Annotated in this window: 17 protein-coding genes; 8 read left to right on the top strand and 9 right to left on the bottom strand. The window is 70.4% G+C overall.

Annotated features, from left to right (window positions below):
* Positions 1 to 47: 47 nt before the first annotated feature.
* From QWJ13_RS01240 to tsaD, 3 genes are all read right to left on the bottom strand, one after another.
* Positions 48 to 236, bottom strand: a complete 189-nt coding sequence (locus QWJ13_RS01240) for a hypothetical protein (protein WP_316519916.1) — start codon at positions 234 to 236, stop codon at positions 48 to 50.
* Between the two features lie 211 nt (positions 237 to 447).
* Complete coding sequence (locus tag QWJ13_RS01235; RefSeq protein WP_316519915.1) at positions 448 to 2,691, bottom strand: collagenase; 2,244 nt, start codon at positions 2,689 to 2,691, stop codon at positions 448 to 450.
* Positions 2,692 to 2,896: 205 nt separating this feature from the next.
* Positions 2,897 to 3,949 (bottom strand): tRNA (adenosine(37)-N6)-threonylcarbamoyltransferase complex transferase subunit TsaD, encoded by a 1,053-nt coding sequence (gene tsaD / locus QWJ13_RS01230; RefSeq protein WP_316519914.1) that lies wholly within the window; start codon positions 3,947 to 3,949, stop codon positions 2,897 to 2,899.
* Positions 3,950 to 4,147: 198 nt separating this feature from the next.
* Here tsaD and QWJ13_RS01225 point away from each other — a divergent pair, with 198 nt between their 5' ends.
* From QWJ13_RS01225 to QWJ13_RS01215, 3 genes are all read left to right on the top strand, one after another.
* Entirely contained in the window at positions 4,148 to 4,750 is a 603-nt protein-coding gene (locus QWJ13_RS01225; protein ID WP_316519913.1) for a superoxide dismutase, read from the top strand.
* A 289-nt stretch (positions 4,751 to 5,039) separates the two neighbouring features.
* Positions 5,040 to 6,071: a glycosyltransferase family 2 protein gene (locus QWJ13_RS01220; RefSeq protein ID WP_316519912.1), complete on the top strand. Its 1,032-nt coding sequence runs from the start codon at positions 5,040 to 5,042 to the stop codon at positions 6,069 to 6,071.
* A gap of 223 nt (positions 6,072 to 6,294) precedes the next feature.
* Positions 6,295 to 7,635, top strand: a complete 1,341-nt coding sequence (locus QWJ13_RS01215) for an epoxide hydrolase family protein (RefSeq protein WP_316519910.1) — start codon at positions 6,295 to 6,297, stop codon at positions 7,633 to 7,635.
* Between the two features lie 36 nt (positions 7,636 to 7,671).
* Here QWJ13_RS01215 and QWJ13_RS01210 read toward each other — a convergent pair whose 3' ends face one another.
* The 3 genes from QWJ13_RS01210 to QWJ13_RS01200 are packed head-to-tail and all read right to left on the bottom strand — an operon-like array spanning position 7,672 to position 11,424.
* Positions 7,672 to 8,874 carry an MFS transporter gene (locus QWJ13_RS01210; protein WP_316519909.1) on the bottom strand — a complete coding sequence of 401 codons (1,203 nt, stop codon included), beginning with the start codon at positions 8,872 to 8,874 and terminating at the stop codon, positions 7,672 to 7,674.
* A gap of 58 nt (positions 8,875 to 8,932) precedes the next feature.
* Entirely contained in the window at positions 8,933 to 10,087 is a 1,155-nt protein-coding gene (locus QWJ13_RS01205; RefSeq protein ID WP_316519908.1) for an XRE family transcriptional regulator, read from the bottom strand.
* Between the two features lie 44 nt (positions 10,088 to 10,131).
* Positions 10,132 to 11,424, bottom strand: a complete 1,293-nt coding sequence (locus QWJ13_RS01200) for an XRE family transcriptional regulator (RefSeq protein ID WP_316519907.1) — start codon at positions 11,422 to 11,424, stop codon at positions 10,132 to 10,134.
* Between the two features lie 570 nt (positions 11,425 to 11,994).
* Here QWJ13_RS01200 and QWJ13_RS01195 point away from each other — a divergent pair.
* The 5 genes from QWJ13_RS01195 to QWJ13_RS01175 all read left to right on the top strand — a co-directional run bounded on the left by QWJ13_RS01195 (position 11,995) and on the right by QWJ13_RS01175 (position 15,545).
* The gene (locus QWJ13_RS01195) at positions 11,995 to 12,741 is read left to right on the top strand and encodes a hypothetical protein (protein ID WP_316519906.1); all 747 of its coding nucleotides are present in this window, start codon (positions 11,995 to 11,997) and stop codon (positions 12,739 to 12,741) included.
* 91 nt (positions 12,742 to 12,832) lie between these two features.
* The gene (locus QWJ13_RS01190) at positions 12,833 to 13,747 is read left to right on the top strand and encodes a phosphotransferase family protein (RefSeq protein ID WP_432277405.1); all 915 of its coding nucleotides are present in this window, start codon (positions 12,833 to 12,835) and stop codon (positions 13,745 to 13,747) included.
* Entirely contained in the window at positions 13,744 to 14,418 is a 675-nt protein-coding gene (locus QWJ13_RS01185; RefSeq protein WP_316519905.1) for a class I SAM-dependent methyltransferase, read from the top strand. The genes QWJ13_RS01190 and QWJ13_RS01185 overlap by 4 nt, the downstream gene beginning before the upstream one ends.
* 15 nt (positions 14,419 to 14,433) lie before the next feature.
* Positions 14,434 to 14,979, top strand: coding sequence for an HAD domain-containing protein (locus QWJ13_RS01180; protein WP_316519904.1), 546 nt, complete (start codon positions 14,434 to 14,436; stop codon positions 14,977 to 14,979).
* Positions 14,940 to 15,545: an ATP-binding protein gene (locus QWJ13_RS01175; protein ID WP_316519903.1), complete on the top strand. Its 606-nt coding sequence runs from the start codon at positions 14,940 to 14,942 to the stop codon at positions 15,543 to 15,545. Before QWJ13_RS01180 ends, QWJ13_RS01175 begins: the two co-directional genes overlap by 40 nt.
* Here the strand turns inward: QWJ13_RS01175 and meaB are convergent.
* The 3 genes from meaB to mutA are packed head-to-tail and all read right to left on the bottom strand — an operon-like array spanning position 15,476 to position 20,541.
* Positions 15,476 to 16,462, bottom strand: coding sequence for a methylmalonyl Co-A mutase-associated GTPase MeaB (gene meaB / locus QWJ13_RS01170; RefSeq protein ID WP_316519902.1), 987 nt, complete (start codon positions 16,460 to 16,462; stop codon positions 15,476 to 15,478). The genes QWJ13_RS01175 and meaB overlap by 70 nt on opposite strands.
* Before the next feature lie 12 nt (positions 16,463 to 16,474).
* A complete protein-coding gene (scpA, locus tag QWJ13_RS01165) occupies positions 16,475 to 18,676 on the bottom strand; it encodes a methylmalonyl-CoA mutase (protein WP_316519901.1) in 2,202 nt (733 codons plus the stop codon).
* Positions 18,673 to 20,541, bottom strand: coding sequence for a methylmalonyl-CoA mutase small subunit (gene mutA / locus QWJ13_RS01160; RefSeq protein WP_316519900.1), 1,869 nt, complete (start codon positions 20,539 to 20,541; stop codon positions 18,673 to 18,675). Before mutA ends, scpA begins: the two co-directional genes overlap by 4 nt.
* Between the last annotated feature and the right edge of the window lie 331 nt (positions 20,542 to 20,872).

The following is a 20,872-nucleotide window of genomic DNA, read 5'->3' as shown; positions in this document are numbered from 1 at the left end:
CGGCGGGGGCGTGGCCGACCCACGACCCCCGCCGGAGAGCGGCTACGTCAGATGACGTGCAGCACCCACGCGTGGTTCGCGAGGTCCTCGTTCTTCTTGAACTTCTTCACGATCGACTTGATCATCTTCATGAGTGCTCTCCATTCCGTGATGGCGGCATTTCGGTACGGCGAAATCGTCGGACCTGAGCCTGAGGTGGTGTCCGGCATTCCCTGAGCAGGCGCCGGACGGTTCATCTGGCTCAGGACCCTAACCGAATCAGAGGCCTCCGAGAACCCCCTCTGGAGGGGAATATTCAATCCTTTGCGAAGTGTTGACGGGCTATTCGGTTTCCAATCGTTATAACCGAATCCGGAATTGCTTGGGAGAAGCGGGAGTTGCCCGGGGAAACGGGAGAGGGCCCCGCGGTGCCGCGGGGCCCTCCTGCGCGTGAATGGCGCGGGTCGGTCAGTTGTAGGTCGTGGTGACGGTGACGCCGTCGAAGCCCTGCTGCCCGTACAGGCTGAAGTACACCCAGCCGGACGGCGGGTCGGCGACGGTCAGGGTCTCGCCGTTGCCGCCGTTGGTCGACTTGGCCAGGTACGAGCCGGTGGTGGCCCAGGCGCCGCCGTTGTAGTAGAGATCGGCGTTGCCGGTGCCGCCGCCGGTGGTGATGGTCAACTGGTGCACACCGGCCGGCAGGTACAGGAAGCTGTAGGCGTAGTTGCCGGTGGTGGCCGCGACGCCGTCCCGGCGGCAGTTCCGGTCGTACTGCCGGGTGTCGGCGGCGGTGCACAGCGGGGCCTGGTCGGTGGGCAGCGAGCCGCAGTTGTCGGCGGCGCAGGCCTTGAGCCAGCCGGCGAAGTCGGCGTCGTAGCGGGTGCCGATGGTGGTCTTCAGCAGGGTGCGGGCGCCGTTCCAGTCGCCGACGCGGTACTGGGCGAGCAGCGCGGAGACGTCCTGCGGGTGCGACTGGAGCATGTAACGGACGGCCAGGTAGCCCCAGTTGTAGACGCGGGTGGAGTCCGCGTTGTCGTAGGTGGTGTCGAACAGGGTGCTCAGCGCGTAGGTGCCCTTGCCGGCCTGGGTGACGGCGGCGTCGTAGTGGGCGCCGCGGTGGCCGTAGGAGACGTACTCGGCGAGGCCCTCGACCCACCAGACGGTCGGGGTGGTCATGCCGGCCTCGAAGTCGCCGTACATGTCGTAGCGGCCGTCGAGGTAGTGGGTGTACTCGTGGTTGAGGTTCCAGATCTGGAACTGCGGGCGCAGCCACGAGGCCTCGTGGGCGATGAAGCGGGCCTGGTTGCCGGCCTTGGCCGGGTCGCCCTCCTCGTACATGCCGCCGTTGTCGACCGCGATGCCGTACATCTCCCAGGCGTACAGGCTGTAGTTGTAGTAGTCGTCGAAGACGACGACCTCCAGGCTGGTGTTGTGGTCGTCCTTGACCGGCCCGTTGTCCTTGACGATCGGGTGGAAGAACGCGTCCTGCTCGATCAGGCTGGTGCAGGTGTCGGCGAGCTGCTGCGCGGTCATCTCCTGCGCGCGGATGCGCAGGTCGGCGTTGCAGGTGTGGTCGACGGTGAGCACCAGCGGGACGAGCTTGGCGGGCACGTCGCAGGTGCCGTAGAAGGAGCAGTTGCCGGCGTCCTTCTTCTCCGTGAACCAGAGCAGGTTCATGGTGAGCGGGCCGGTGCTGCCGACCAGCGGGTAGCGGTTGATCAGGTCCTTGACGAGCGGCCGGCCCTGGGCGCGCAGCGCGTCGCTCGCGACCAGGTTCCCGAGCTGGATGCCGATCCTGGTGACCAGGTCGCCGCCGTTCATCAGAGCGCTGTTGCGGGTGACGAAGGACGACACGGTGGTGGCGAAGGTCGGGTCGGCCTGGAGGGCGGAGACGAACTCCGGCAGGTCGAAGCCGCGCTCGATGACCGTCTCGGTGTTGGCGACGGCGGAGGTCATCGCGGCGGGCCAGCTGCCCGTGTAGTCGTTCAGCAGCCGCTTGACCACGCCGGTGTAGCGGGCGTTCTCCCGGGCGCTGTCGATCAGGGTGACGGCCTCGGCGAGGGTGGCCCCGTTGGCGTCGGTGACGTCCCGGGTGCGCGGGGCGGCGAAGAAGGCGTCCAGCGCGCCGCGGACGGCGGTCCTGAGGCCGTCGCCGTACGGGCCCACGGCGTCCGCGTGGTTCCACTGCACGTAGTAGCCGGCCCGCAGGAAGAGCACCAGCTGCCCGGCGGAGGTGGAGTTGTCGCCGGGGTAAGCGGCGGAGGTGTCGCGCAGGGCGTTGGCGACGGTGGTCATCTGGGCCTCGTCGAAGGCGCCCTTGGCGTCGTTGCCGGTGAGCTGGAACAGCGAGTTGACGCAGTCGAGCCCGGCCGCCTTGACCTGCTGGACCAGCGCGGCGCCGGACGTGCCGGCGAAGGCGGAGACGTCGCAGGCGGCGGCCGGCTGCCGGGCCGCGGGGACGGCGCCGACGGAGCTGCCCGCCGTCGGGGCGGCGGCCCTGGCCCGCTGCTCCGCGGCGAGCGGCCGGGCGTCCTCGGGGGTGTCGGGGGACTTGGGGGCGGGGATCGAGCGCGGCGCGCTCTTCGCGGCCTGTGGGGCCTTGACCGTCGGGTTCTCGGCGGCGTGGGCCTGTGCCTGTGGGGTGAGCAGGCCGAGGGCGAGGAGGAGGGCGGCGCCGAGCGCGGGGAGTCCGCGTGCGCCGTCCTTCGTCATGCGGGGGATCCGGGAGATCCGGGTGTGCCTGGAGGGGTGCATCGGTGGGGCCTCCGGGGCCGGTCGAGGGTGGGGGCGGCCCGTGCGAGGTGGGGATGGGCCATGACGTGTGACATGTAAAATGGCACAGCTGGGAAAGCGGAGGGAAGGCCCGGGAGCGGATTGCCTCCCGGCGAGACCGAAACGTTGTCAGGTCCGCTGCGGTCTACGGCCGCGGGGTGAGTGCCGCGAACTCCAGCGGCGCCGACGGGTCCACCGACAGGTCCGCCGGGGCCGGCGCCGCGCCCGAGCGGGCCAGCAGGTCCCCGATCGCGGCCACCATCGCGCCGTTGTCGGTGCACAGCCGCAGCGGCGGCACCCGCAGCGCGATCCCGGCCGCCGCGCAGCGCTGCTCGGCCAGCGCCCGCACCCGGGAGTTGGCCGCGACCCCGCCGACCACCACCAGGGTGCCGATCCCGTGGTCGACGCAGGCCCGGACCGCCTTGCGGGTCAGTACGTCCGCGATCGCCTCCTGCAACGCGGCCGCCGCGTCCGGCACCCGGGTCTCGCTCCGCGCCCCGCGCTGGGCCTCGACCCAGCGGGCGGCGGCGGTCTTCAGGCCGGAGAAGGAGAACGCGTACGGGTCGTCCCTCGGCCCGGTCAGCGGGCGCGGCAGCCGGACGGCCGTCGGATCGCCGGTGCGGGCCGCGCGGTCGATGGCGGGCCCGCCCGGGTAGGGGAGTCCCAGGATCCGGGCGACCTTGTCGAAGCACTCGCCGGCCGCGTCGTCCAGGGTGTCGCCGAGGTGGACGATCGGGTCGCGGGCCAGGTCACGGACCAGCAGCAGCGAGGTGTGACCGCCGGAGACGATCAGCACCACGCACGGGTCGGGCAGCGGCCCGCCGTCCAGGGTGGCCGCGGCGACGTGCCCGGCCAGGTGATGCACGCCGTACAGCGGCGCGCCGAGCGAGAAGGCGTACCCCTTGGCGGCGGCCACGCCCACCTGGAGCGCCCCGGCCAGCCCCGGACCGGTGGTCACCGCGACCGCGCCGACGTCCGCCAGGGTGAGCCCGGCCCGGTCCAGCGCCTCCTGGACCACCGGCGCCATCGCGTGCACATGCGCCCGGGCGGCGATCTCCGGGACCACCCCGCCGTAGCGGGCGTGCTCGTCCATCGAGGAGGCCACCGCCTGCCCGAGCAGCACCCCGTCGCGCACCAGGCCCGCGCCGGTCTCGTCGCAGGAGGACTCGATGCCCAGTACCACCGGCGACTCTGTCATGGTCACTCACCCTTGTCGGTCATTACGCGGAACGGGGACCATTGTGCCCGACGGGGCGTGAGGAATAAGCAGGAGCCCATGCTGCGCTGTTGCAACTGATACGCAATAGTGTTGTCCCGGCACGATCACCGCTGTCACGATCAGCACCGTCCACGACCGTTCACCACGGTTCAACCCGCCGAAAGGGGCCGTGTCCTGATGGGCACCTACTCGCTTCCCGACCTGCCGTACGACTACTCCGCGCTGGAGCGGGCGATGTCGGCCGAGATCCTGGAGCTGCACCACTCCAAGCACCACGCCGCGTACGTCAAGGGCGCCAACGACACCCTGGACCAGCTGGCCGAGGCCCGCGACAAGGAGCAGTTCGGCGGCCTGGTCGGCCTTCAGAAGACCTTCGCCTTCCACCTGTCGGGCCACGTGCTGCACTCGCTGTTCTGGCAGAACCTCTCGCCCGAGGGCGGCGACCGCCCCGAGGGCGAGCTGGCCGACGCCATCACCGAGCACTTCGGCAGCTTCGAGGCCTTCAAGAAGCAGCTCACCAACGCCACCACCGGCGTGCAGGGCTCCGGCTGGGGCATCCTGTCCTGGGAGCCGCTCGGCAAGCGTCTGATCGTCGAGCAGGTCTACGACCACCACGGCAACGTCGGCCAGAACACCACCCCGCTGCTGGCCTTCGACGCCTGGGAGCACGCGTACTACCTCCAGTACCGCAACGTCCGCCCGGACTACGTCACCCGCCTGTGGGACGTCGTCAACTGGCAGGACGTGTCGGCCCGCTTCGCGGCCGTCCAGGGCGCCTGATCTCCGGATCGGGCGATTTCCCGGTCAGGTGATCTCCTGATCGGGTGACGGAAGGACCCGGGCCGGTCGGGTGGTCCGGGTCCTTCCGCCAATGAGTGCTCCCGTGACGGGAGTTGACGAACGGGACGGGTGCTGCACCCCGCCGCAGGCCGGGCGACACCCGCCGTTCGCCTGCCGGTCGCGTCGGCTCCCTACGCTCGCTCGGACCACCGCCGGTGCCGGCCGCTGACGGCCCCGGCCCGTCCGCTGCTGCTGCCGCCGCCGCTGCCGCCGAGCGAAAGGGCGCCCGATGGCCCCGCGTCTCTCCCTGGTCGTCCCGATCCACAACGTCGAGCGCTACCTGCCGGAGTGCCTGGACTCGATCGCGGCCCAGACCTTCGAGGACTTCGAGTGCGTCATGGTCGACGACGGCTCGACCGACGACGGCCCCGCCATCGCGCAGGACCACGCCGAACGGGACCGGCGCTTCCGGCTGGTCCGGCAGGAGAACCAGGGCCTGGGCGCCGCCCGCAACACCGGCTGGCGCCACCTCACCCCCGGCACCGAGTACCTGGCCTTCGTCGACAGCGACGACATCGTGCCGCCGCACGCCTACCAGCTGATGATCAGCACGCTCGGCGAGACCGGCTCCGACTTCGCCGCCGGCAACGCCCTGCGCCTGCGCACCACCGGCCTCACCCCCTCGCACGCCCACCGCCGCCCGTTCCGCGAGACCCGGCTGCGCACCCACGTCAGCGAACTGCCCGCCCTGATCACCGACCGCACCGCCTGGAACAAGGTCTACCGGCGCTCCTTCTTCGACACGGCCGGCCTGTGCTACCCCGAGGGCATCCTCTACGAGGACGCCCCGGTCAGCGTGCCCCACCACTTCCTCGCCGAACGCGTCGACGTCCTCGCCGACCCGATCTACCACTGGCGCGTCCGCGAGGACGGCGACCTCTCCATCACCCAGAAGAAGACCGACCCACGCGGCCTGGTCGACCGGGTCCGCTCGATGGAACTCGTCCGCGAATGGCTGCTCGCCCGCCCCGAACCCGCCTTCGCCGAGCACCTGCGCGCCTACGACCGCAACTGCCTGGTCGAGGAGATCCCGATGTTCTTCTGGACCGTCCCCGACGGCGACCACGCCTACCGCGCCGCCTACCAGCAGCACGTCAGCCGCCTCCTGCGCGCCATCGGCCCCGAGGCCCAGGCCGGCCTCAGCCCCCAGCTGCGCCTCAAGTACCGCCTGACGGCGGCCGGCCGGATGCACCGCTTCGTCGCCCTCCAGCGCCTCCACCGCGCCGTCCGCCGCACCCGCCAGGCCGTCGGGCGCCGCTGATCCCGGCGCCGATCCCTTCGCGGTCGTACCCGTGGCATCAGTCATTTGACTGCCCGGCAGTGCGACCGAACCCCGCCACTCGACCTCGATGACGGCCGTCAGATGACGGATGTTCCGTCGGCGGCGCTGCGGCAGGCTCGGGCCAGTGGCTCCGCCGTACACGTCCGGCTTCGGCCGGCCGCGCCGCGCGAGCCGATGAGTGACCCGAGAGAGGGGACCCGTCATGGGAACGAACGACAACTCCACCGCGCCCGGCCCTGACCGCCGCCGCTTCCTGGGCCTGGCCGCCGGCGCGGCGGGCGGCCTGGTCGCCGCCACCCAGCTCGCGACGCCCGGCACGGCGCACGCCTCCGGTGGGCAGAGCGGGTACGCCCCGGTGCCCGAGACGGCCGGGGTGCGGCCGTTCCGCATCAAGGTCGCCGAACAGGACCTCCAGCAGCTTCGGCAGCGCATCCGGATGACCCGCTGGCCCGACCCGGAAACCGTGTCCGACCGCTCCCAGGGCGCGCAGCTGGCCAAACTCCGCCCGCTGGTCGAGTACTGGGGCAGCGGGTACGACTGGCGCAAGGCCGAACGCCGGCTCAACGCCCTGCCGCAGTTCATCACCGAGATCGACGGCCTGGACATCCAGTTCGCCCACATCCGCTCGCCGCACGCCGACGCCCTGCCGATGCTCATGACGCACGGCTGGCCCGGCTCCGTCATCGAACTGCTCAAGGTCATCGACCCGCTGGTCAACCCCACGGCGCACGGTGGGCGGGCCGAGGACGCCTTCCACCTCGTCCTGCCGACGCTGCCCGGCTACGGCTTCTCCGGCAAGCCGACGAAGGCCGGCTGGAACCCGGCCCGGACGGCGCACGCGTTCCACACCCTCATGCAGCGCCTGGGCTACCGCCGCTACGTCTCCCAGGGCGGCGACTGGGGCGCGATCGTCTCCGAGATCCTCGCCACCGAGCGGCCCGCCGGACTCCTGGGCATCCACATCAACATGCCGGGCACCGTCCCGCCGGACATCCTGGCCCACCTGCGCAACTTCGACCCCGCCCCGGCGAGCCTCTCGGCGCGAGAGGTGACGGCGTACGACCGCCTGCTGCACTTCTACCGCGACGGCTTCGGCTACGCGGCGATGATGAACGAGACCCCGCAGACGATCGCCTACGCCCTGCACGACTCGCCGGTCGGCATGGCCGCCTACTACTACGACAAGTTCGCGGAGTGGACCGACTCGGGCGGCGAGCCGGAGAAGGTCCTCACGTACGACGAGATGCTCGACGCCATCTCGCTGTACTGGCTGACCGACACCGGGGCCTCGTCCTCGCGGCTGTACTGGGAGGGCCACCAGGCCGGCGGCGGCCCGTTCAACGCCGTCCCGATCCCGGACGTGCCGGTGGCGGTCACCGTGTTCCCCGGTGAGATCTACCCCGCGCCGCGCAGCTGGGGCGAGCGGACGTACGGCAACATCGTCCACTGGAACGAGGTCGACCGCGGCGGCCACTTCGCCGCCTGGGAGCAGCCGCAGCTCCTGGCGCGGGAACTCCGCACCGCCTTCCGCACGTTGCGGTAGCGCGCGACTTGCCACGGGCTCTCGCGCTGCCCGTGCTCAGGCCAGCTCGCGCAGGCGACGGACCGGACCGGCCAGCAGGATGACCGGGCTCGCCACCCCGGCCACGGCGAGCAGCGCGAGAGCGGTGCGGGGGCCGAAGGCCGAGGCGGCGGCCCCGGCGGCGACCGCGCCCACCGGGATGGTGCTCCAGGAGACGAACCGGAAGGTGGCGACCACCCGGGACAGCAACTCCGGCGGAGTCCGGGCCTGCCGGTGGGTACGGGTGACGACGGCGGTGACCACGACGCCGCCGTAGTACCCCGCGCTGCCGAGGGCGAAGACCGCCGCCCCCCAACCGGGCCCGGCCAACGGGAGCAGCAGGAGGAAGGCACTCGCGCACACCGCCGCCCCGCACAGCGTCCGGGCACTGCCGAACCGGGCGACCAGCCGGGGCGTGAGCGAGGCCCCGATGACGCTGCCGAGCCCGCCGGTGGCCATCAGCGCGCCGACCGCCACGGGCGGCGCGCCGAGCGTGCGGACCAGGAAGACCGGAGTCAGCGTCATCAGCCCGCCGTAACCGACGTTCACGGCGGTGGCCCCGGCGGTGTACGCCCGGATCACCGGGTGCCGGACGACGAACTGCCAACCCTCGCGGATCTGTTGTCCGGCCGTCGCGGCCTTCGCGGCCTGCCGCTCTGCTCCGCGCGGCAGGCCGCCCAGCAGCGCGGCCGAGGCGAGGTAGCTGGCCGCGTCCAGCACCATCGACGCCGCCCCGCCCACCAGTTGCACCAGCACACCGCCCAGCGACGGCCCGGCCAGCTCGGTCGCGGCCACGCTGCTCGCGATCAGACTGTTGCGGGCGGTCAGCTGCTCCTTGGCGACGATCGAGGGCAGGAAGGTCTGGTTCCCCACGTCGAACAGCACACTCGCGGCGCCCACCAGCAGCGCCACCACGACCAGTTGGGGCATCCCCAGCACCCCGAACACGGCCGCCACCGGCACCGACGCCACCGCGAGCCCACGCACCACGTCCATCGCCACCTGGGTGCCGCGCAGTGGCAAGCGTTGCACCAGGACCCCGGCGGGCAACCCCAGCACCAACCACGCGACGTACCCGGCCCCGGTGATCAGCCCGACCTCCACCGCCGACGCGTGCAGCACCACCACCGCGATCAGCGGCAGCGCCACCGCCGTCACCTGGTCGCCGAGCCGGCTGACGGTCGAGGCGGCCCAGTACCGCCAGAACGCTCCTGTCCCCACGTTCGCCCCCCGATGTTCTGTAAGTTTCGTTCTGGAACTTACAGCAGTGGGGTCGGCGCTACAGGAGTACGTCCCGGTGCCGCCAGGCCAGCCGCAGGAGCGCCGCCCCGGCGGGCTGCATCGGCTCCGTGGTGGTGAGGCGATCCACTTGAACGGCGGTGAAGGGGATTCCGGTTGAGCTCCCGGTGGCATCCTCCAGTCCCACGCGGCGGCCCTCGTCGTTGCTGGAGACGATCCGCTGGAACGTCTCGTCGAACAGCTCCGAGTCGAAGACGGCCACGGTGAGCATGTCGGTGACGTAGGTCAGCGGGTCCATCCCGAGGCCCAGCCAGTACATGCGGAGGCTGCCGGACTCCCGTGCGGTGCTGAGCTTTTGGGCGAAGGGCCAGGAGGCGTAGTCGATGGGGGCCTTGTCGCTCCCGTAGTCCTCGGTGGCGCCGAGGAGTTCCTCGCTCAGTTCACGGAGGATGGAGCGCCAGAGGTCGAAGTCATTGGCCTCGTTCCAGGGTGCGTCGTGCGAGGCCTGGAACATCCCGACGGGCATCACCTGGTAGAGGCCGCCCCCGCTGGCGACCTTCGCGGGGTCGCGCCAGTGAAGGACGAACTCGGCGTCGCCGGTGCGGCGTTCGTGGCGGATGACGAGGGTGCTGGTGGCCGCCATGACGGGACGCCGCGCGAGGTCGGTCGGATCGCCGACGGCCGCTCGGAAGGGGGTATCGGTGGCTTCACCCAGGACGAATGAAGCGTACTCGTGCGCGGCGGCTTCGCAGATGTTGATGACGTCGAAGTACTGCCCCCGCCCGAAGGTCAGCGTCAGGCCGTCGACGTTCAGTAGCCGGTAGCAGCTTCGATTCTCGAACAGCCGGGGCCTGGCCAATTCCCTGACAGCATCCGCGTAATAGAGATACGGGGTGCCATCCTCCCGGCGTGGCCGAATGTGGTCGAGCTCCGACTCGCTCCCGTCCAGGAGGGCATCCGGCGCATCCGGCTGCCACCGCAGCCGGATGCGCTCAAGAGGCACGGGCTGTTCCGGAATCCAGTAAGGTCGCGCCAGTAGGGGCGTCTCTGGAACAAGGTGTTCGGGAGCGGCCTTGGTCAAGATCTGGCCGGTCAAATCGAAGCGGTGATCGTTCAGGTACTCCCGAGCCCGCCGCCACTGTTCGGTGCCGTTGATGGAACTCGACCGGTCATCTGCCGCGGACGTGCTAGGCACGATGCTCCTTGTTTTGCATACCGTGTGCGACGATTCGTGCCTGGCTATGAGTTGAGTAGCATGTCGCGGTGCTTCCAGGCCAGCGCCAAGCATGCCGCGCCCGGCGGCGCCATGGGCTCATTCCTGATGAACTGTGAGACATTCCGTTCGATGAAGGGGATGCCAGCTGAGGTGTCCTGGCCGTTCCACTCGGTGACCGTAACACCCTCGGCGTTGGTCCTGACTACTTCGCCGAAGAGTTCCTCGAACACGTCGTCGTTGATCACCAGCACGCTGGGGATGGTCGCTGCCAGGGTGAGCGCGTCACAGCCGACACCAAAGCAGTAAACCCGGAGCTGCTGGGCTCGGCGAGCGCGCTCAAGCGACCGGTAGAGCGGCCAGCGATCGTAGTTGAGAGGCCGACTGTCGGATCCGTCGTACTCTGGTGCGCCCAGCAGTTCCTCGTTGAGCTCTCTGACGATGTTGTGCCAGAGGCTGAAGTCATTGCCGGTTGGATCCCCCGAGATCGTGCTGGGCTGGAACTCTCCAGCCGGAATGGTGTCGTAAAGGCCCCCAGCAGTGGCCACCTTGCGTGGATCGCGCCAGTGCAGCAGAAACCTGGCCTCACCAGAAGCTCGAACTCGCAACAACAGGGTGGTGATGGCTGGCGTGACGGCCCGCAGCTCCAGGTCGAACGGATCGTTCAGCAAGCGCCGCAGGGGTAGACGGGCCCAGCTGGCGGCGTTCCCTTGGGTGGCGGAAGCGAACTCATGCCCGACAGCTTCGCAGACGTCGAGCTTGTCGAAGTAGGTGGCCAGATTGAAGGAGAGCTCGCCGCCACCGTCCTGATTCCATTTGATGTCAGTCAGCCGGTAGCTCGGGCGATTTTCGAACAGGGCCGGCGAGTCGATGTACCGAACAGCCTGGGTATAACGCTCGAACGAGCGGCTGGGGCTGTACAGCGGCAAGGTCTCGCGAGCCTCGACCTCTCTACCGTCGACCAGCGGCAACTTCGGTGCGGCGTCGGCCCACTTGAGGAGAACGCGGTGAAGGGGCACGGGAGCCGGAGGTGTCCAAGCTGGTGGCATCAATAGGGCAGTGCCTGGTACGTGAATCTCATTGGGATACAGCGCGCTTGCCGCTTGCGAGAGCTGCGCGCGGTTGGCGTTGAGGTATTGACGAGTGGAGCGCCATGACTGCTGGCTGGCAACTACTTCGCTTACCGGTGTGCCGGGTTCGGCCATGAGGGACGATGAGGTTCGTGGTGCCGGCGCCTTCTCGGGGAGGCTGAACCACAGCTGCTCGGCAGGCACGTGCAACACCCGAGCGAAGTGGATCAGGGAGACCAAGTCGGTCACAGGTGATCCGGTCTCGATCCGGCTGATCTGAGCCTGTGTAAGGCCCAGCCACTGGCCGACGATGCTCTGAGGGACTCCACGCGGCCCATATTCCGCCCGGTGATGCTGGTGGAGCCGATAGGCGCGTAGCACCCGACCGATGTGGCGGCCCCGGAAGGCCTCAAGGAATGTCTGTGTAGTCCAGAACTCGGCTGGAAGGCTTGGCGGCTGAGAACCGATGTGGCTGCGACCCGCCGCCTGGCATGGGGAGCAGACCACGCCTCGGTGATCTGTGGCCAGCAGTGCGCCGCATCGCCGACACGGGGGCGTGGGGTCGTTCCTGATCGACACGTTCGCCGCCCGATCTGCTCGCACCAACTTTGGCCTACCAAGGGTATATGAATCGACACGGTCAGTGTCTGCCGATCTATGTATCTCACGTATGCGAGAGACCACGGCCCGGCATGGAAGTAGTTACCCAGAGGGGCCACCGTGGTCAGTGGCCGCCCAGGCGATTGGTTCTTCGACGCCTGAGGGGAGGTCAACCCGATCGGCACTGACCCGGTGCCGCGACCTGGAACGGAGAATCAGGTGACCACCGTCGACACCGCGACGATCACCGTCGAGCTGCCCGAGGCGTTCGACCCGCGCTGGAACCGTCTCCCCGGCATCACCGTGGACGGCAAGCAGATCAGCCTCGACCCGGCGAAGTATTTCTTCCGGTTCGAGGCCCGCTCCTGGCTCGTCATCGACTGGCAGACCGTCGTGGACGGGCTGTTGGGCGTGGACGAGACCGAGGAGGCCAGCGTCGAGCAGATGGCGCTGGAGTTCATCAAGACCCACGGCCGCTCGACCCGTGACCCGGGCGAGGTCCTGGCCATCGCGTACCAGGTCTACTCGTACGTGTTCCGCGACGAGCACCTGGCCGCTCTCGGCCTGCCGCGCGTCACCGCCGAGCACCTGCGGATGCTCCGCGAGGCCGCCACCTTCATGGCGCTGAACAAGGTCGAGCTGGACGGCCACATCTCCAACGTCGGCCCGTGCTGGTTCTTCCCCTCCGCCACCGGCGTGGTCTTCGACCTCTCCGAGGAGGACGGCCAGATGCTGGACGAGGTCTACCACGGTGGCTGGTTCAACGAGCACCGTCGGATCGAGGGGATCAAGGCGCACACCGCCCTCGGCGGTCGGCTGGTCCACGGCTGCCAGTCCGTGCCCGACCAGTCCGGTGGCGTCGTCGCCCCCTACGGCGCGTCCATGGCCCGTTTCCGCGAGGAACTGGCCGGGATGAAGAAGGAGTGGATCGAGCAGGTCGACTCCTACCGAGTGACCGTCGACTGACCCCCGCGTCGACATCGGTCCGGGGCGGCAAGCGCGCTGCCGCCCCGGACCTCACCGGCCCCGTCCACCAGCCAGAACGGAACCACTTCCCTTGGACAGCACGCTCGTCACCACCATCCTTGCCGACATCTGCTTCAACACCGGACACTCCGTACCCGCCCGCGAACCGATGCGAGTGTGGGGCATGTCCGGAGTCGAGCGCCTGCGCTTCGGCAACGGACGTACCGCGGTCTACAAGTACGCCGTCGAGCCGTTCGACCGCGAGGACCGGATCCTTCGCGCGGCGAACCGATTCGGCATTCCGGTGCCGCAGGTCCTCGGCTCCATCGCCCGCAGGGGCATGTTCGGCATGATCATCGAGGACCTGGGCCAGCCGCTCCGAGAGCCGGGCGACACCGACGGCATCGTGGCCGCCGTCGCCCTCCACGAGGCCCCCATCGCCGAGTTCCTGCCGGTCCTCGGCGAGGACGTGCTCGCCGGCCTTCCCGCGCGGGGGCTTGGCCACCTCCGTCGCCTGCACGAGAACGGTCGTTGGCGCGAGGACACCGCAGACATCACCGCCATGCTCGAAGCACTCGCGGTTGTTGCCCCCAAGCGGGCGAGTGGTGCGCACCTGGCCCCGTTCGGCTGGGTGCACTCCGAGTTCCACCCCACCAGCTTGCACATCGGTGAGGACGGTTGGTGCCTGCTCGACTTCGCCCGCGCGTTCACCGGCCCCGGCCTGCTCGACCTTGCCTCCTGGCACGGCACCACCGGTGACCCGGATCCCGCTCGGCTGCGGATGTTGATCGAGGCCTATGTCGCCACCGGCGGCCCGAAGGACGCGCTCGTCGAACGTGGTGGCCTGGCGGCCGAGCAGTGGGCGCTCGGCTGGCACCGCGTGTGGGCCGTCGAGTGGTTCATGGAGCAGTCCATCAAGTGGATCAACAATCCGCAGGACGACCCGCTCTACGTCAAGGTCGTGCGTCGGCACCTGGCCACGGCCGTTCGCCTGCTGGAGGCGTGACGGTGGACGTCTGGGACGCTCATGCCGCCCAGCGCCTGGCCGGAGAACCACCCCGGCGCCTTCCTCCGCCCGGCAGGATGGAGTGGACCCAACGGTCCGGGATCGGTCCAGGCGCGGAGATCCTCGGAGATGACCTGGCCGGGCGGCGAATCGTGGAACTCGGCTGCGGCCCTGGCCACAACACCGCCTATCTGGCCAGCCTTGGTGCCGTGGCCGTGGGGATCGACAGCTCCCGTGGCCAGATCCACCGGGCAACCGCCCACTACGGGTACACCGGAGCAGAGTTCGCCTGTTCCACCGCGAGCGCGCACCTCAGCCATGATCGGCGTCGGCTGGACGCCGTCGTGTCGGTCTTCGGCGCGATCGGCCTGGCCGAGCCATTCAAGCTCCTCTACGCCTGCTCCCGAAGCCTCAACCGCCATGGCGTGCTCGCGTTTTCTGTCCCGCACCCGCAGCGGACCGGTGCGGTTCCGGTGAACCCCCGCACCCGCGAGCAGTTGATCCTGCCCGACGGTACCTCAGCCGTGGTGAAGCGCTGGGACGCCGCCCCGGCCGCCTGGGTGCGTGCCCTCAACCGTTCCGGTCTGCTCGTCACCGGGGTGCACCACCTCTGTGCACCGGCCGATGCGCGACGGCCGACCACTCTCCTGATCACCGCACGGAAGCCCTGACAGCCGGAGGCCACAGTGCTTGCCACCCCGTTCCTGTTGCTGGACGTCGACGGCGTCCTCATCCCGTTCCCCGCTGCCGATGGCAGCACGCCGACCACCCACATGCGCCACCAGGTCCACATCGACGACGTTGCCGAGCCGTTCTGGGTCTGGCTCGACCCGGCTCACGGCGCGCTGATCACCGAGGCCGTCAACTCCGGCCTCGTCCGTCCCGTGTGGTGCACGAGTTGGCGCACCGACGCCCGCCGCATCGTCGCCCCGCTATTGGGTGTGCCGGACTTCGACCACATCGAGCTGCCCAAGCTGCCGATCACGACCAGTCACCCCGACGGCTACCTCTGGAAGCGGAACCACGTCGCGGACTGGCTGGCCACCGCTCCGGCCGTCTGGATCGACGATGACTTCACCCCGCTGGATCACCAGTGGGCCGCCGACCGTAGCGCCTTCGGTAACCCGACGCTGCTGATTCAGCCGGATCCGCGAACAGGCATCCAGCCGGAGCACATCACGAGCGCCCTGGAATGGGCTGCCTCCCTTTGCGAGACCGAGAGGGTGGCCTGATGTCTGGGCAGGTCGGATGTCGGATGTCCACCGTGGTCAGTCCGTTGAGCAATGCGCGGTTCCCGGTGCCGATGGAGTGGGGTGGGCGGCCGGGGCCCAGCGCGGTTCCGGCGGCGCGGCGGTTGGTGGTGGCGATCTTGCGGGAGTGGAGGGTGCCGCTCTCCGAAGTCGCACTTGGGGAGCTTGAGTTGTGTGCGAGCGAGATCATCGCGAATGCGCTGGTGCACACGAGGGAACGGTGTGTCGTCACCATCCATTGGTGTGGCGCACGAGTGAGGGTGGAAGTCGCGGATCGGGGTGGGGAATTGGAGGACCGGGAGCGCGACGAAGGGGCCACGAGCGGGCGAGGACTCCTGCTGGTAGAGGCGCTGGCGAGTGCCTGGGGGTGGTACCCGACCACGGAAGGCAAGGTGGTGTGGTTCGAGTACCCCGAGACGAGCGAAGCGCCGTGCCCCACGTATGGGTGGGGCACGGCGCTCGATGTGGTTGCGAGGGCTCAGCCGAAGAAGGCGTCCAGGATCTGCTGGGCGGCGAGCCCGGCCGGGAGGGTGCCGGCGCGCACCTGAGTCTCCAAATCGGCGGAGAGCCGCCGCACTTCGGGGTGTTCGTGCAGCCGGGCGTAGAGCTGGTCGTGGACCATCGCCCACGTCCATTCGACCTGCTGCTCCCGGCGCTTCGCCGCCAGCGCGCCCGTGGCGTCGAGCACCTTGCGGTGCTGCTGCAACCGCTCCCACAGCGCGTCCAGCCCGCTGCCGTCGCGCCCGCTGCAGGTCAGCACCGGCGGGGTCCACGCCGCGTCGGGGGCCTGCAACAGCCTTAGCGCACCCGCGAGTTCGCGAGCGGCGGCGCGAGCGTCGGTCTCGTGAGGCCCGTCGGCCTTGTTGACGGCGATGACGTCCGCCAGCTCCAGCACGCCCTTCTTGATGCCCTGCAACTGGTCGCCGGTCCGGGCGAGGCTGAGGAGCAGGAAGGTGTCGACCATGCCGGCTACCGCCGTCTCCGACTGGCCGACGCCCACCGTCTCGATGAGCACCACGTCGTACCCGGCGGCCTCCATCACCACCATCGACTCCCGGGTGGCCTTGGCCACCCCGCCCAGCGTCCCCGAGGTGGGCGAGGGCCGGACGAAGGCGGCGGGGTCGACCGCGAGCCGTTCCATCCGGGTCTTGTCGCCGAGGATGGAGCCGCCCGTGCGGCTGGACGTCGGGTCGACGGCGAGGACCGCGACCCGGTGGCCCTGGCCGGTGAGCATCGTCCCGAAGGCGTCGATGAAGGTGGACTTGCCGACGCCGGGCACGCCCGTGATGCCGACCCGGACGGCGCCGCCCGCGTGCGGCAGCAGCCGCTGGAGCAGCTGCTGCGCGAGCGCGCGGTGGTCGGGGCGGGAGGACTCGACGAGGGTGACGGCGCGCGCGATCCAGGCGCGCGAGCCGTCCAGTACGCCCGTCACATAACTGTCGAGGTCGATCGTCCGTGGAGGCATGCGATCAGACAATCACAGCGAATGGCCGAGGTCGGCCGCCAGGGACTTCAACAGGTCGTACGCCGCGTCCGGGATGACCGTGCCGGGCGGGAAGACCGCCGCCGCGCCGGCCTCGTACAGGGCGTCGAAGTCCTGCGGGGGGATCACCCCGCCGACCACGATGGTGATGTCCTCCCGTCCCGCCGCGGCGAGTTCGGCGCGCAGCGCGGGCACCAGCGTGAGGTGGCCGGCGGCCAGTGAGGAGACGCCGACGATGTGGACGTCCGCCTCGACGGCCTGGCGGGCGACCTCGGCCGGGGTCTGGAAGAGCGGGCCGACGTCCACCGTGAAGCCGAGGTCGGCGAAGGCGGTGGCGATCACCTTCTGGCCGCGGTCGTGGCCGTCCTGGCCCATCTTGGCGACCAGGATGCGGGGTCGGCGCCCTTCGGCCCGCTCGAACCGCTCGACCAGGTCGCGGGTGCGCTGGAGGGGGGCCGACTGGCCCGCTTCGTCTCGGTACACACCGGAGATGGTACGGATCTGGCCGGAGTGGCGGCCGTACACCTTCTCCAGGGCGTCGGAGATCTCGCCGACGGTGGCCTTGGCCCGGGCCGCGTTGACGGCCAGGTGCAGCAGGTTGCCGTCCAGAGAGCCGCCGCGCTGCGGGCCGGCCTCGGCGGCCCGGGTGAGCGCGTGCAGGGCGTCCTGGCAGGCGGTCTCGTCGCGCTCCTCGCGCAGCCGGCGCAGCTTCTCGATCTGCCGGGCGCGTACCGAGGAGTTGTCGACCTTGAGCACCTCGATCTGCTCGTCGCTCTCCACCCGGTACTTGTTGACGCCGATCACCGGCTGGCGGCCGGAGTCGATCCGCGCCTGGGTGCGGGCGGCGGCCTCCTCGACGCGCAGCTTGGGGATGCCCGCGTCGATGGCCTTGGCCATGCCGCCGGCCGCCTCGACCTCCTGGATGTGCTCCCAGGCCCGCGCGGCGAGGTCGTTGGTGAGCTTCTCGACGTACGCGGAGCCGCCCCACGGGTCGATCACCCGGCAGGTGCCCGACTCCTGCTGGAGCAGCAGCTGGGTGTTGCGGGCGATGCGGGCGGAGAAGTCGGTGGGCAGCGCGAGCGCCTCGTCCAGGGCGTTGGTGTGCAGTGACTGGGTGTGGCCCTGGGTCGCGGCCATCGCCTCCACACAGGTGCGGGTGACGTTGTTGAACACGTCCTGGGCGGTCAGCGACCAGCCGGAGGTCTGCGAATGGGTGCGCAGCGAAAGGGACTTGGGGTTCTTCGGGTCGAACTGCTTGACCAGCTTGGCCCACAGCAGCCGGGCCGCGCGCAGCTTGGCGACCTCCATGAAGAAGTTCATGCCGATCGCCCAGAAGAACGACAGCCGCGGCGCGAAGGCGTCCACGTCCAGCCCCACGTCCAGGCCCGCGCGCAGGTACTCCACCCCGTCGGCCAGGGTGTAGGCCAGCTCCAGGTCGGCCGTCGCGCCGGCCTCCTGGATGTGGTAGCCGGAGATGGAGATCGAGTTGTACCGGGGCATCTTCTGCGAGGTGTACGCGAAGATGTCCGAGATGATCCGCATCGACGGCTGCGGCGGGTAGATGTAGGTGTTGCGGACCATGAACTCCTTGAGGATGTCGTTCTGGATGGTCCCCGCGAGCTTCTCGGGCGGTACGCCCTGCTCCTCGGCCGCGACGATGTACAGCGCGAGGATCGGGAGCACGGCGCCGTTCATGGTCATCGACACCGACATCTTGTCCAGCGGGATGCCGTCGAACAGCTGGCGCATGTCGTAGATCGAGTCGATCGCCACGCCCGCCATGCCGACGTCGCCGGTGACGCGCGGGTGGTCGCTGTCGTAGCCGCGGTGGGTCGGCAGGTCGAAGGCGACCGACAGGCCCTTCTGGCCGGCCGCGAGGTTGCGGCGGTAGAAGGCGTTGGACTCCTCGGCGGTGGAGAAGCCGGCGTACTGGCGCACCGTCCAGGGCTGGTTGACGTACATGGTGGGGTACGGCCCGCGCAGGTATGGGGCGACGCCGGGGTACGTCTCCAGGAAGTCGAGCCCGGCGAGGTCGGCGCCGGTGTACAGCGGCTTGACGGCGATGCCCTCGGGGGTGTCCCAGAGCAGCTCGTCGACGTCCTTGCCGGTGGACTGGCGCCAAGCGGCCTGCCACTGGGCGTCGTTGACGCCAGCGGCGGCGCCGTCCAGCCCGATTCCGGTGAAGTCGGGGATCATCGAGCGGCTCCGATCTGGTCCAGCAGGGAGGTCAGGACGGCGACCGCGTCGCCCCCCGCGAAGATGAACTCGTCTACTCCGGCGGGGAGTTCGCCGAGCCGGCCGGCCAGCAGCACCCGCTGGGCGCCGGCCGCCTTGAGCGCCTCGGCTACCGTGGCGGCGTGCTCGGCGTACAGGGCGTCGCTGGAGCAGAGGCAGGCGACGGTCGCGCCGGAGGATCGGAACGCCTCGGTGAAGGCCGCCGGGTCGGCGGACTCGTGCGGGACGGTCGCGATGCCGCCGGCCTGGAACAGGTTGGCGGCGAAGGTGGTGCGCGCGGTGTGCGCGGAGGCGGTGCCGATCGAGGCGAGGAAGAGGACCGGACGGGCGCCGGTGGCGGTGAGCCAGGCGTCCGAGCGGTCGCGCAGCGCCTCGTACGCCTCGGCGCGGCGCACCTGCGGCAGCCCGCCGCCGAGCCCGGCCGGGGCCGGCTCGCGGACCAGCGGCTGCTCGTCCAGGTGCGGGAACTCGCTGACGCCGGTGATCGGTTCGCGCCGCTTGGCGAGCCGGACGGAGCGCTCGGCCCAGGTGGCGGCGATCCGCTCCTCGGCCAGGCCGGAGTCCAGCGCGGCCCGCATCCCGCCGGCCCGCTCGATCTCCTGGAACCAGGCCCAGGCGGCCTGCGCCAGCTCCTCGCTGAGCTGCTCGACGTACCAGGAGCCGCCGGCCGGGTCGATCACCCGGGCCAGGTGGGACTCCTCCAGCAGGATCGCCTGGGTGTTGCGGGCGATCCGGCGGGCGAAGGCGTCGGGGAGGCCGAGCGCGCTGTCGAAGGGCAGCACCGTGACGGCGTCGGCGCCGCCGACCCCGGCGGCCAGGCAGGCGACGGTGGTGCGCAGCATGTTCACCCACGGGTCGCGGGCGGTCATCATCACCCGGGAGGTGACGGCGTGCTGGCGCTGCGCGGAGGTCTCCGCCCCGGCCCCCGAGACCTCGGCGATCCTGGCCCAAAGTCGGCGCGCGGCACGGAACTTGGCGATGGTGAGGAACTGGTCGGCGTCCGCCGCGTAGCGGAACTCCAGCTGGCCGAGCGCGGCGTCCACGGAGAGCCCGGCGGCGGTCAGCGCGCGCAGGTAGGCGACGCCGGTGGCCAGCGAGCAGCCCAACTCCTGGGCGGGGGAGGCGCCGGCCTCGTGGTAGGGCAGCGCGTCGACGGTGAGCGCCCTGACGTTCGGGTATTCGGCGGCGCAGCGGACGGCCAGCGCGGTGGCCTCGGCGAGCAGGGTGTCGGTGGCGTCGGCGGAGCCGGTCCGGGCCCGCAGGCCGAGCGGGTCGGCGCCGAGGTTGCCGGCGGCGTCGCCGGGGGAGACCTCGCGCTGCTCGTACAGGGCGAACAACTGCTCGGCGGCGGCGGTGAATTCGGCGCCGGCGTCGAGTGCCACGGCGGCCAGGTCCAGGTACACCCCGGTCAGCGCCTCGGGCAGGGCGTCCACCGGCAGGCCCGCGCCGCCCAGCTCCAGCCAGAGCGAGCCGACGCCGTGCTCCAGGTCGGCCAGCACGGCCTCGTTGGCGCGCCGGCGGTCCGGGTCCGCGTGCCGCTGGCGTACGTCCCACCCGGCGACGGCCGAGCCCTGCGGCCGGCCGCCGCGCACGAACGGCGGGAAGCCGGGGTAGCCCGGGTCCGCGGCGGTGTCCTCGGCGGTGTAGAGCGGGCGGGCGCTGAGCCCGTCCTGGAGCCGGGTGGTGAGCGCCTGCTCGGCGGCGGGGCCGTCCTCGGGCTGGGCACCGGACTTGCGCAGCACGCCCTGGACGAGCTGCTGCCACTGCTCACGGTGCGCGGCCGGGAACTCGGCTGCGAGGGGGAGCCCTTCGGGCGGGACCTTCATGTGCGCAGGTTAGCGTCCGTGCGCGGGGCTGCAGGAGGGTAATTCCGTGTGACCTTTCCCTCGATCGGGCTGGTCGGAGCACTCTCCCAGGTGGGGAGTGCCAGGGCCGCGCGGGGCGGCTGACACCAGGGGTGGATAGGGGTGCCACGACCAGGGGGACGGTGGGGACGGGATCGTCCGACGGTGTCCACGCGTGTCCGAAGGTGTCCGGGCATGTCCGTGGTCAACGCCGATGGGATGGTTGGCGATCGATGTTCCGTCATGTTCCTGATGCTTCATGATCAGGGGGATTGCGGAACCCCGGCCCTCATCTATTAAGTTACTTCGAAGA

Source organism: Kitasatospora brasiliensis (genome assembly GCF_032654805.1).
In the GTDB taxonomy this organism is placed as follows: Bacteria; Actinomycetota; Actinomycetes; order Streptomycetales; family Streptomycetaceae; genus Kitasatospora; species Kitasatospora brasiliensis.
The sequence above is the reverse complement of the archived record's forward strand: the minus strand, read 5'-3'. Positions and strand labels throughout refer to the sequence as shown.

What these genes read in the sequence shown, in the direction of transcription:
- tsaD (WP_316519914.1), bottom strand. Translation starts at nt 3,949, where the DNA reads ATGACAGAGTCGCCGGTGGTACTGGGCATCGAGTCCTCCTGCGACGAG.
- QWJ13_RS01235 (WP_316519915.1), bottom strand. Translation starts at nt 2,691, where the DNA reads ATGACGAAGGACGGCGCACGCGGACTCCCCGCGCTCGGCGCCGCCCTC.
- QWJ13_RS01220 (WP_316519912.1), top strand. Translation starts at nt 5,040, where the DNA reads ATGGCCCCGCGTCTCTCCCTGGTCGTCCCGATCCACAACGTCGAGCGC.
- QWJ13_RS01215 (WP_316519910.1), top strand. Translation starts at nt 6,295, where the DNA reads ATGGGAACGAACGACAACTCCACCGCGCCCGGCCCTGACCGCCGCCGC.
- scpA (WP_316519901.1), bottom strand. Translation starts at nt 18,676, where the DNA reads ATGATCCCCGACTTCACCGGAATCGGGCTGGACGGCGCCGCCGCTGGC.
- QWJ13_RS01240 (WP_316519916.1), bottom strand. Translation starts at nt 236, where the DNA reads ATGAACCGTCCGGCGCCTGCTCAGGGAATGCCGGACACCACCTCAGGC.
- QWJ13_RS01175 (WP_316519903.1), top strand. Translation starts at nt 14,940, where the DNA reads ATGGGCTGCCTCCCTTTGCGAGACCGAGAGGGTGGCCTGATGTCTGGG.
- QWJ13_RS01225 (WP_316519913.1), top strand. Translation starts at nt 4,148, where the DNA reads ATGGGCACCTACTCGCTTCCCGACCTGCCGTACGACTACTCCGCGCTG.
- meaB (WP_316519902.1), bottom strand. Translation starts at nt 16,462, where the DNA reads ATGCCTCCACGGACGATCGACCTCGACAGTTATGTGACGGGCGTACTG.
- mutA (WP_316519900.1), bottom strand. Translation starts at nt 20,541, where the DNA reads ATGAAGGTCCCGCCCGAAGGGCTCCCCCTCGCAGCCGAGTTCCCGGCC.